General features: G+C 64.2%; 3 protein-coding genes. All 3 read left to right on the top strand.

Going from position 1 to position 12,412, the window contains the following annotated elements; genetic code table 11:
* Positions 1-16: 16 nt before the first annotated feature.
* Positions 17-1,000 carry a TauD/TfdA family dioxygenase gene (locus KVG85_RS11015; RefSeq protein ID WP_217863869.1) on the top strand — a complete coding sequence of 328 codons (984 nt, stop codon included), beginning with the start codon at positions 17-19 and terminating at the stop codon, positions 998-1,000.
* A 187-nt stretch (positions 1,001-1,187) separates the two neighbouring features.
* The gene (locus tag KVG85_RS11010) at positions 1,188-4,589 is read left to right on the top strand and encodes a non-ribosomal peptide synthetase (RefSeq protein WP_217863868.1); all 3,402 of its coding nucleotides are present in this window, start codon (positions 1,188-1,190) and stop codon (positions 4,587-4,589) included.
* A complete protein-coding gene (locus tag KVG85_RS11005) occupies positions 4,586-12,409 on the top strand; it encodes a non-ribosomal peptide synthetase (protein ID WP_217863867.1) in 7,824 nt (2,607 codons plus the stop codon). Before KVG85_RS11010 ends, KVG85_RS11005 begins: the two co-directional genes overlap by 4 nt.
* Positions 12,410-12,412: the final 3 nt, after the last annotated feature.

Genomic DNA, 12,412 nt, shown 5'->3' with positions numbered 1-12,412 from the left:
TTTCAGGAGGCCAGTCATGGCTGTTGCTCTGGGATTTTCCGTGCGGCCGTTGCTGCCGCAGCGCGGACGTTTGCCGCTGTTGGTCGAGGCGGGCGAGGCCGACACCGATCTGTTGGCGGTATTCGATGAATTGAAGGCCTTGGTCGACGAGCACCTGCTGCGCGACGGTGGCGTGCTGTTTCGCGGTTTCCGCCTCGACGGCGCCGAGCAGTTTCGCCAGTTTGCCGCGAGTTTCGGCCATCCATTGCTCAATTACGAGTTCGGCTCGACGCCGCGTACCAACGTCACCCAAGGCGTGTACACCTCCACCGAATACCCGGCGCACCAGAGCATTCCGCTGCACAACGAACAGGCCTATTCCCGCGACTGGCCGATGAAGATCTGGTTCTACAGCATGATCGCCGCCAGGTCCGGCGGCGAGACGCCGATTGCCGACAGCCGCGAAGTCTACCGGCGCATCCCCGTGGCGATCCGCGAGCGTTTTGTCAGCAAAGGCCTGATGTACGTGCGCAACTTCGGCAATGGCCTCGATGTGGCCTGGGAAGACGTGTTCAACACCGAAGACCGCGAAGTCGTCGAGGCCTACTGCAAGGCTCACGGCATAGTTTGCGAGTGGAAGGACGACGGTGAGCTGCGCACGCGGCAGACCTGTCAGGCGGTGGCGGTGCACCCGGTCACGGGCGACCACGTCTGGTTCAATCAGGCGCACCTGTTTCACATCTCCAACCTGCCAGCGGACGTGCGCGAAAGCTTGCTCGACATCGTCGACGAAGAAGACCTGCCACGTAATGTCTACTACGGCGACGGCTCGCCGATCGAAGACGAAGTGCTGGCGCAGATTCGGGCGGTGCTCGACGACTGTGCGATCAGTTTCCCCTGGCAGGAGGGCGATGTGCTGATGCTCGACAACATGCTTTCGGCTCACGCGCGCTCACCGTTCGAAGGGCCGCGCAAAGTCATCGTGGCGATGGCCGAGGGGCATTCGCAGGACGTGCGCTGACCTGTTCGCAACCCTTCAACTCGAATGCCGAATCCGGGCCTGTACCGGCTTCGGCATTTGTCTGTCTGGCCTTTGTACCGTCGGGCCGTGATTGCCGCTGGCGCGCTAAATCATTGCGCGAGCCATTCGTTCTTGTTGATACGACCGGGTCTCCAGGTCACGCCGCCGATCAGCAAGGACTCCACGCATGAATGCCGCAGACGCACAGAAACTAGCCCGCCGCTTTATCGAATTGCCCCAGGACAAACGCCGTCTGTTCCTCGCCGGCATGGCCCGCGAGGGCATCGATTTTGCGCAACTGCCCATGACCGCCTGCGACGGCATCGCCGAGCGTGACGGCCTGTCTTACGCGCAGCAGCGCATGTGGTTTCTCTGGCAACTGGAGCCGACCAGCGCAGCCTACAACCTGCCGATGGCTGTGCGTCTGGATGGCGATCTGCAAGTCGAAGCATTGGAGCAAGCCTTCAGCCGTTTGGCGGCGCGCCACGAATGTTTGCGCACCACCTTCGGCCAGGACGGCGAGCGGGCCTTCCAGCGTGTGGCCGCACCGCAGCCACTGAAACTGCCGGTAACTGACTTGAGCGAGTTGCCCCAAGCCCAGCGCTGGTCGCTGGCGCAGCAGCACATGATGGCCGAGGCGACCCAAGCCTTCGACCTGCACAACGGCCCACTGCTGAGTCTGCGGCTGTTGCGCCTGGCCGCGCAGGAACATGTGTTGCTGCTGACCCTGCATCACATCATCGCCGACGGCTGGTCGATGAACATTCTGATCGACGAATTCATGCGCACTTACGACGCGTTAGTGGCCGGGCGTGAACCGACGCTGGCGCCGTTGACCGTGCATTACCGCGACTACGCACTGTGGCAACGCAGCTGGCTGGAGGCCGGTGAGCGCGAGCGGCAACTGGACTACTGGCGCACGCAACTGGGCGACGAACATCCCGTGCTGGAATTGCCCACCGACCGCGCTTATCCGGCGCAAGCCAGCCATCAAGGCGCACGCCTGGAAACGGTGATCGACGCGGCCTTGCGCGAAGCGCTGAAAAACCTTGCCCAGCGTCAGGGCGTGACGTTGTTCGTGGTGTTGCTGGCGGCGTTCAAGACCCTGTTGCATCGCTACAGCGGCCAGACCGATATTCGTGTCGGCGGGCTGATCGCCAACCGCACCCGCAGTGAAACCGAAGGGCTGATCGGCTTCTTCGTCAACACCCAGATTCTGCGCAGCGTGGTCACCGCACAAACGCCCTTCACCGAGTTGCTGCAGAACCTGCGCCAGGCTGCACTGGGCGCTCAGGCCCATCAGGATCTGCCGTTCGACGCCTTGATCGAAGCCCTGCAACCGGCGCGCAGCCAAAGCCACAATCCGCTGTTTCAAGTGATGTTCAACCACCAGCCGCTGGTCACCGATTTGCACCAGGCGCAACTCGCTTCAGGCTTGCGCGTGGGTTATCTGAGCGAAGAACAACTGGCCGGCAGCGCTCGGCAACACGCGGCCACCAGTGACCTGATGCTCGACACCCGCGAGGAGGGCGAGCAACTGTTTGCTGCCTTCACTTACGCCACGGATATTTTTGATGCCTCAACCATCGCCGCGCTGGCCGGGCATTGGCGCAACATTCTCCAGTCGGTGTGCCGCGACCCGCAGCAGTTGATCGGCGAGGTGGCGATGCTCGCCGACAGCGAACGCCACGGGTTGATCCAGGCCACCGCGCCAGCGCCTCGTTTCACTAGCGTGCAAAGCCTGTTCGAAGCGCAAGTCGCACGGACTGCGCAAGCGCCGGCGGTGCTGTTGGCCACAGCGCCTGCACCGGCATTCAGCTACGACGAACTCAACAGCCGCAGCAATCGCTTGGCCCATCAATTACGCGCACAGGGTGTCGGCCCGGACGTGCTGGTCGGCGTCGCGCTGGGACGTTCACTGGAACTGGCTGTGGCGCTGCTGGCGGTGCTCAAGGCTGGCGGTGCCTATGTACCGCTGGATCCGCAAACCCCGGCCGAACGCTTGCGCCATGTGCTCGCTGACAGTGGTTTGCAACTGTTGCTCAGTGATCAGCAAAGCCTCGCCAAGCTGCCGCCACTGGATGGCATCGAGTGCCTGTGTCTGGAGCAATTGCCCGACAGCGAGCAGAGCGACAACCTGCCGGTCACGGTCGAGGCTGACAACCTCGCTTACGTGATCTACACCTCTGGCTCCACCGGGCGGCCGAAAGGCGTGGCGGTCAGTCATGGCGCGCTCAGCGAGTTCATCGCCCGCGCCATCGACTACAGCGATCTGCGCGAAGGCGACCGGGTTCTGCAATTCGCCACCAGCAGTTTTGATGGCTTCGTCGAGCAGTTTTTCCCACCGCTGTGCCACGGCGCCAGCGTGGTCATGCGCGACGCGCCGTTGTGGGACAGCGCGACTTTGCATCAGGTCATCCACGATCAGGGCATCACTCTGGCCGACCTGCCGGCGGCTTATTGGTATTGGCTAGTGCAGGAATACGCGGCGAAACCCCCGGCAAGTTTCGGCGCGCTGCGGCAGATTCACGTCGGCGGCGAAGCCATGGCGGTGGACGGTTTGCGCTTGTGGCAACAGGCCGGGCTCGGCCATGTGCGCCTGCTCAACACCTACGGCCCGACCGAGGCCACGGTGGTCTCGACGATTCATGACTGCACCGCGCTGACCGCCCAAGACGTGTCGTGGCGCGGCATGCCGATCGGCCACGCACTGGCAGCTCGGCGTCTGTACGTGCTCGACGATGATCTGAACCTGCTGCCCCAAGGTGCGGTGGGCGAGTTGTACATCGGTGGGCCGGGGCTGGCGCGCGGTTATCACCGTCAGCCGAGCCTCAGCGCCGAGCGGTTCATCGCCGACCCTTTCGCCGATGGCCAGCGCCTGTACCGCACCGGCGACCGTGCGCAGCTGCGCGGCGATGGCGCGCTGGAATATGTCGGCCGGGTCGATCATCAAGTGAAGATTCGCGGCTTCCGCATCGAACTGGGCGAGATCGAATCGCGCCTGCAGCAATGTCCGCGCGTTCGCGAGGCAGTGGTGCTGGCGGTGCCATTCGCCGGCGGTGCGCAACTGGTCGCCTACGTGGTGACAGAACCTGCGGTGCTTGCCAGCGCGGCAACGCAAACGGCGTTCCGTCAGCAGACCCGCGCGGCGCTGCAAGCCAGCCTGCCGGATTACATGGTGCCGGGGCATCTGCTGTTGCTGGCGGACCTGCCGCTCACGCCGAGCGGCAAGCTCGACCGCAAGGCCTTGCCGACGCCGGATCCGGCGCAGTTGCAGGGCGATTACCGCGCTCCGCAATCGCCGGCCGAGCAGTGTCTGGCGCAGGTCTGGGCCGAGGTGCTGCACGTGCCGCGTGTGGGCCTGGACGATCACTTTTTTGAACTGGGCGGCCATTCGTTGCTGGCCGCGCAGGTGATTGCCCGGGTCAAGGAGCAGATGGGCGTGGTGCTGCCGCTGCGCAGCCTGTTCGAAAAACCGCTGCTGGCGGATCTCGCCGAGGTGCTCGGGCAACTGGCCGAGACGAGCGGCGACGACGACTGGTCCGACCTGGATCAGTTCATGAATGCTTTGCAAGGAGAAGAAGTATGAGCGGCACGATGGCGGAACGTATTGCAAAAAGGTTCGTCGGCCTGCCGCTGGAACAGCGTCGGCTGTTTCTCGCCAAGCTGCGCGAGGAGGGCAAGGATTTCAGCCTGTTGCCGCTGCCGGTCAGCCGCCACGACTGCGCGCAGATTCCCCTTTCATTCGCCCAGCAGCGCCTGCTGTTTCTCTGGCAACTGGAACCGCACAGCGCCGCATACAATATGGCCGCTGGCTTGCGTCTGAAAGGCCGGCTGGATGAGTCGGCCCTGAGCCGCTCGTTCGACCATCTGCTGGCGCGCCATGAAGTGTTGCGCACGGTGTTTCACACCGACGGCGATCAAGCGCATCAGCTGATTCTCGAGCAGCAAAGTATTGCGCTGGAACGCGTCGATCTGACCGGTACCGCCGCGCAAGAGCGCGAAGAACTGCTCGCGCAACACGTGCAAGACGTCACCGCGCAACCGTTCGATCTGCGCCACGGCCCGCTGTTGCGCGCCAGCCTGTTTGCTTTGGCCGACGATGAGTTCGTGCTGGTGGTGAGCATGCATCACATCGTCTCCGATGGCTGGTCGATGGACGTCATGGTCAAGGAATTCGTCCAGTGCTATCAGGCGTTCAGCCTGCAGCGCGAGCCGCAATTGCCGGCGCTGCCGTTGCAATACGCCGACTATGCGATCTGGCAGCGGCGCTGGCTGGAGGCCGGCGAGGGTGAACGCCAGCTCGACTACTGGCGTCAGCAATTGGGCGACGAACATCCGCTGCTGGAAGTGGCGCCGGACTTTGCCCGACCGCTGACGCAAAGCTTTGCAGGACAGACCCTGAGCTTTGATTTCGGCACCGACCTGTCGCAACAGCTCAACGTTTTTGCGCGCAGCCAGGGCATCAGCCTGTTCATGCTGGTGCTGGCCGGGTTCTCGCTGTTCCTTTCGCGTCTGGCCGGCGAGCGCGACATTCGTGTCGGCGTGCCGAATGCCAACCGTGGCCGCGCCGAAGTCGAGGGACTGATCGGTTTCTTCGTCAACACCCAGGTGCTGCGTTGCCAGGTCGATGAGCGCGGCAGTTTCGCCGATTTGCTCGCGCAGGTGCGTGAAGCGGCGTTCGGCGCGCAGGCGCATCAGGAATTGCCGTTCGAGCAACTCGTCGACGAATTGGTCGCCGAACGCACCCTGGGCCACAACCCGCTGTTCCAGGCCAAGTTCAACCAGAACGTCGGCATGCAGAAACAACGCTCGATGGCCTTGCCCGGCCTGACTGTCGGCGAATACCCGCTGGCCAAGGACGGCACGCACTTCGATCTGGCCTTGGATATCACCGACGACGGCGCGCTGATCCACGGCCAGATGACCTACGCCAGCGATCTCTATCGGGCGGAAACGGTCGCCGGTTTTGTGCCGATGTTGCTGGATCTGTTTACCCAGTTGCTCGACTCGCCGCAGGCGCCATTGCACACGGTTGCCACACCACGGCCTGCTGCGCTTGCCAGCCAACGCGAACCGGCGTTGACGGTGTTGCAGCACTGGGCGCGTGAAGTGGCTCGGCAGCCGCAGGCGCTGGCGGCTCGTGATTTGCAGAAGACAATGACGTTCCAGGCGCTGGATGAGGAGGCCAATCGTCTCGCCCATTATTTGCGTGCGCAGGGCGTCGATGTCGGCGACCCGGTGGCGGTGCTGCTGGAACGTTCGCTGGACTGGCTGACTTGCGTATTGGCGATTCTCAAGGCTGGCGCGGTGTACATGCCGCTCGACGTCAAGGCGCCAAGCGCGCGCCTGCAACAGATGCTCGGTGCTGCGCAGGCGCGGGCGCTGATCGGTGCTGAAGGCGACGCACGGCTCAGCGAACTGGCGGCTGAGGGCTGTCAGGGTCTGGAGTTTGCACCGGGGCAATGGCAGTCGCTGCCGACGTCCGCGCCTGAGCTGACGCTGCATGCGCAGTCGCCGGCCTACGTGATTCACACCTCCGGTTCCACCGGGCAACCCAAGGGCGTGCTGGTCAGCCACGGCGCGCTGGGCAGTTACGTGCGCGGCATACTCGAGCGTCTGGCGCCGGCGCCGGAGGCGAGCATGGCGCTGGTCTCGACCATCGCCGCCGACCTTGGTTTCACCGTGCTGTTCGGTGCGTTGTGCTCGGGCCGACTGCTGCATGTGCTGCCGGAAGAACTCGGTTTCGACCCGGATCGCTTTGCCGAATACATGGCCCGCCATCGCGTCGGCGTGCTGAAAATCGTCCCCGGACATCTCGCCGCACTGTTGCAGGCGGCCAAGCCTGCCGATGTGCTGCCGGAACACGCACTGATCGTCGGCGGCGAAGCCTGTTCGCCGGCGCTGGTCGAGCGTGTGCAGCAACTGAAACCGGGCTGTCGTCTGATCAACCACTATGGCCCGAGCGAAACCACCGTGGGCGTGCTCACCCACGAGGTCGAAGTGCTTGCCGCGCTAGCACGCAGTGTTCCGATCGGCACAGCGCTGGTCGGAGCCCATGTCTATGTGCTCGACGATGTGCTCAACCCGGTAGCTGATCAGGTTGCCGGTGAGTTGTACATCGGCGGCGACAGCGTTGCCCTGGGCTACCTGAATCAGCCGGGGCTCACCGCTGAGCGTTTCCTGCCTGATCCGTTTGGGAACCCCGGCGCGCGGGTGTACCGCAGTGGCGACCGGGTCCGGCGCAATCGCGAGCAGGCGCTGGAGTTCATCGGTCGTGCCGACGATCAGGTCAAAGTGCGCGGCTACCGTGTCGAGCCTGCGGAAGTCGCGCGGGTGTTGCTCAGTCTCGACGGCGTCAGCGAAGCCGCCGTGCTCGCGCTGCCACTGGATGACGACCCGGCGCGCCTGCAACTCCTGGCATGGTGCGTGCCGGCAGTGGGCGCGAAGGTGCAGGCGCAGGCACTGCGCGAGCAGTTGCAGGCGCGGCTGCCGGATTACATGGTGCCGGCGCAGTTGCTGTTGCTGGAAAAGCTGCCCCTGACTGCCAACGGCAAGCTCGACAAGCGTGCCTTGCCAGTGCCCGGCGTGGTCAGCCAGCAGTTCGTCGCGCCGGTCGGTGAGATCGAGGAGAAACTGGCCGCGATCTGGGCTGAGGTGCTCAAGCTCGAGAGAGTCGGCAGCAGCGATAACTTCTTTGAACTGGGCGGCGACTCGATCCTCAGCTTGCAGATCATCGCCCGGGCCAAGCGCCAGGGCATCAAGCTCAGCCCCAAGCAGTTGTTCGAAAAACAGACCATCGGCCAACTGGCTGCTGTGGCCAAACTGATCGAAGCCAAACCGGCTGCCGTCGCCGCACCAGTGGCTCGCGGGCCGTTGCCGTTGCTGCCAATCCAGGTGCGCTTCTTCGATACGCCGATTGCCCAGCGCCAGCACTGGAACCAGGCGGTGATGCTGCAACCGACCCTGGCGTTGGACGTCGTACATTTGCGTGAGGCGCTGGCGGCGCTGGTCGAGCAGCACGAAGCGCTGGCCTTGAGCTTTGTGCAGTCGGGCGATAGCTGGCAGGCGTTGCCGCAGACTCAGCGCGATGCCGAACTGCTTTGGCTGCGCGAACTGGACAGTCTCGATGCCTTGCCGGCCGTGGCCGACGCAGCGCAGCGCAGCCTCGATCTGCAGCGCGGGCAGTTGCTGCGCGCGGTGCTGGTCACTCTGCCGAATGCCGAGCAGCGCTTGTTGCTGGTCATCCATCACTTGGTGGTCGACGGCGTGTCGTGGCGTATTCTGCTGGAGGACTTGCAGCAGGCTTACCAGGCATTGGCGGCGGGGACGGCGCCGATGTTGCCAAGCCAGAGCAGTTCGCTGCACAACTGGGCCGAGCAGTTGCATCGTTATGCGCAGAGTGAAGCGCTGGCCGGCGAACGCGATTATTGGCGCCAGACCCTGGCGGCTGAAGACGCGGCACTGCCACAAGATTTCGCCGTGGACAGCCAGACCCGCGCCCAGGCCGCTCGCGTCAGTACGCGCCTGAGTCCGGCACTGACCGACAAGCTGCTGAAAGTCGCCCCGGCGGCTTACCGCACGCAAATCAACGACCTGTTGCTGACCGCATTGGCGCGGGTGCTGTGTGACTGGAGCGAGCAGCCGTCGGTGTTGATCCAGCTCGAAGGCCATGGTCGTGAAGACCTGTTCGACGACATCGACCTGAGCCGCACGGTCGGCTGGTTCAGCAGCTTGTTCCCGGTGCGCCTGACCCCGCAGGCCAATCCCGCTGCATCGCTGTGTGCGGTCAAGGAACAACTGCGCGCGGTGCCGGGCAAAGGCATCGGTTATGGCGTGCTGCGTTACCTCACGCGTGCAGCCGAGTTGCAGACGCTGGCGCAACCACGGGTGACCTTCAATTACCTCGGTCAGTTCGACGGCGCGTTCAGCGCCGAGCAGGGCGCGTTGTTCCTGCCAAGCGCTGACAGCACCGGCGCCAATCAGGATGGGCAAGCGCCGCTGGGCAATTGGCTGAGTGTTGACGGTCAGGTCCTCGGTGGTGAGCTGGAACTGACCTGGACCTTCGGCACCGGCATGTACCGCGCCGAGACCATCGGGGTGTTGGCCGAGGCCTATCGCCGCGAACTGCAACGCCTGATCGAACATTGCTGCGACAGCGCGGCCGGTGGCGTGACACCCTCGGACTTCAAACTCGCCAACCTGACCCAGGCGCAGCTGTCGGCGCTGCCGATGGCGCCGCGTGACATCGTCGATCTGTACCCGCTGTCGCCGATGCAGCAAGGCATTCTGTTCCACAGCCGCAACGAGCCGGACAGCCCGGCCTACACCAATCAGCTGCGCGTCGACGTCGAGCAGCTCGACGCCGAGCGCTTCCGCCAGGCCTGGCAGCAGACCCTCGATGCCCACGACATTTTGCGCACGGCGTTCGTCTGGCCGCAGGATGCCGCCGCGCCGGTGCAAGTGGTGCGCAGCCGCGTGCAGATGCCGTGGCAAGTGCAGGACTGGCGCGGTCGCGCTGGCCTTGATTCAGCACTTGATCATCTGGCCACTGAAGACCTGCACAACGGCTTCGATCTGCTCGACGCACCGCTGTTGCGCGTGACGTTGGTGCGCACCGCTGAGCACACTCATCACCTGATCTACACCTGTCATCACATCCTCATGGACGGCTGGAGCACTTCGCAGTTGTTCGGCGAAGTGCTGCAACGTTACGCCGGCATCACGCCGAGCGCAGGGCAGGGGCGTTATCGCGATTACGTCGAATGGCTCGGCCAGCGTGATCAGCAAGCCAGTCGGCAGTTCTGGAGCACGGCGCTGGCGGACCTTGAACAGCCGACGCGACTGGCCAGTGCCATGCCGGTCAGGCACGCCGCCAGGGGCTATGCCGATCACGAGCATGTGTTCAGCGAACCGCTGACCGCCGAACTGAACCGCTTCGCCCGCGAGCAGAAAGTCACCCTCAACACGCTGGTGCAAGCGGCGTGGCTGCTGCTGTTGCAGCGTTATACGGGCCAGGATCACGTGGCGTTCGGCGCGACGGTCGCCGGACGGCCAACCGATTTGCCGGGTGTCGAGCAGCAGATTGGCCTGTTCATCAACACCTTGCCGGTGGTGGCGGCGCCATCGCCGGAGATCGGCGTCAGCCAATGGCTGCAACAGGTGCAGGACCTCAACCTGGCCTTGCGCGAGCACGAACACACGCCGCTGTATGACATTCAGCGCTGGGCCGGGGCGGGTGCCGGGGCGTTGTTCGACAGTATTCTGGTGTTCGAAAACTATCCGATGGCTGAAGCACTGGCGCAGGGCCCAGAGACGGGCCTGAAGTTCTCGGCAATCCGCCGGCAGGAGCAGACCAACTATCCGCTGACGCTGGTGGCGGTCACCGGCCGCGAGCTGAGTCTGGGCGTGAGTTACGATCAGGCCAGTTTCGACGCTCAAGCGATCAATGCGTTGAGTGCGCAGTTGCAAGGCCTGCTCGAGCAGTTCCTCGCCGACGCCACGCAGCCGCTGGGGGCGCTGCAACTGCTCGCCGAGCCACAACGGCAACAAGCGATCGAGTGGGGCAAGGCACCCGCGACCGCGCCGGATCAACGCACGGTGCTGGCGTACATTGCCGCGCAAGTGCAACGTCAACCGCAGGCGAACGCGGTGCTGTTCGCTGAGCAATCCATCGCTTACCAAAACCTCGATGCCCGAGCCAATCGTCTGGCGCACAAGCTGCAAGGCATGGGCGTCGGGCCGGAAGTGCGCGTCGGCGTGTGCATGCGCCGCACGCCGGACATGCTGGTCGGCTTGCTGGCGATCCTCAAGGCCGGTGGCGCCTACGTGCCGCTCGATCCGGATTACCCGCAGGAACGCTTGCTGCACATGCTCGACGACAGCCGCGCGGCGGTGCTGCTCACTGAGCCAGCGGCCTTGGCGATGCTGCCCGAAACCTTGAGTGCGCAGGTGCTGCTGGTGGACGAGAACGTCGCCAGCGAATGCCCGGCCACTGCGCCGCTGGTTAACCTCGCGGCTGAAAATCTGGCGTACGTGATCTACACCTCCGGCTCCACCGGCAAACCGAAAGGCGTAGCCATCAGCCACGGCAATCTGTCGGCGCTGATTCAATGGTCTGCGGGTGTCTATCGCGAAGAACAATTGCGCGGTGTGCTCGCTTCGACCTCGATCTGCTTCGATCTTTCGGTGTGGGAAATCTTCGTCACGCTGGCCTGCGGTGGCTGCCTGGTGCTGGCCGACAACGCCCTGGCGCTGGCGGATTTGCCGGCGCGCGATCAGGTCACGCTGATCAACAGCGTGCCGTCGGCGATTGCCGCGTTGCAACGGTCGGGACAGATTCCGGCTTCGGTCGGCACCATCAATCTGGCCGGCGAACCGCTCAAGCAGGGTCTGGTCGACAGCCTCTACGCCAGCACTCAGGTGCAGCAGGTCTACGATCTTTACGGGCCGTCGGAGGACACCACTTATTCGACCTTCACCCTGCGCACGCCAAAGGGCCGGGCGAATATTGGCCGGCCACTGGACAACACCGTGGCGTACCTGCTCGACAGTCAGTTGCAGGTGCCGCCCGAGGGCGTGGCGGCCGAGCTGTATCTGGCGGGTGCCGGGGTGACGCGCGGCTATCTGCGCCGTGCCGCGCTGACCGCCGAACGCTTTGTGCCGAATCCTTACGCGAGCAACGGCGAGCGCCTGTACCGCACCGGCGATCTGGTGCGCCAGGGCGACGATGGCAACATCGAGTACATCGGTCGCGCCGACCATCAGGTGAAGATTCGCGGCTTCCGCATCGAGCTCAGCGAGATCGAAGCGCGTCTGCTGGAACTCGACGATATCGGCGAAGCGGTGGTACTGGCGCAGGACGGCGCCGCTGGCAAACACCTGCATGCCTACCTCGTCGCCGCGCCGGACAGCGAGCGGTCGACGCTGGCCGAGCGGGTACGCAATGCCTTGGCCAGTCGCTTGCCGGCGCACATGGTGCCGGGGCATCTGCACCTGATCGATGCGGTCCCGCTGACGCCCAACGGCAAGCTGGATCGCAAGGCGCTGATGGCGTTGGGCGAGAGCCCGACGCAGGAGCAATACCATGCACCGCAAAGCGATCTGCAATGGGAGGTCGCGACGATCTGGCAGGAGGTGCTGGAAGTCGAGCGGGTCGGGCTGGCGGACAACTTCTTCCAGCTCGGCGGCCATTCGTTACTGGCGACGCTGGTGGTGACCCGGGTGCAGGAACGTCTGGGCGACAAGGTGCCGCTCAAGGCGCTGTTCGAGACCGACACGCTCAAGGATTTCTGCGCGCGGATCGAAGCCCTGCGCGTCGAAATGTCGCCCGTTCAGGATGAATTGGCTAAATCACTGGAGGCCCTCAAACGTCTATCCCTCGATGATCTGGAAAAACTGATTTCTTGAGAG

Source organism: Pseudomonas triticicola (assembly GCF_019145375.1).
GTDB lineage: Bacteria > Pseudomonadota > Gammaproteobacteria > Pseudomonadales > Pseudomonadaceae > Aquipseudomonas > Aquipseudomonas triticicola.
This window is presented reverse-complemented; position numbering and strand designations above follow the sequence as displayed.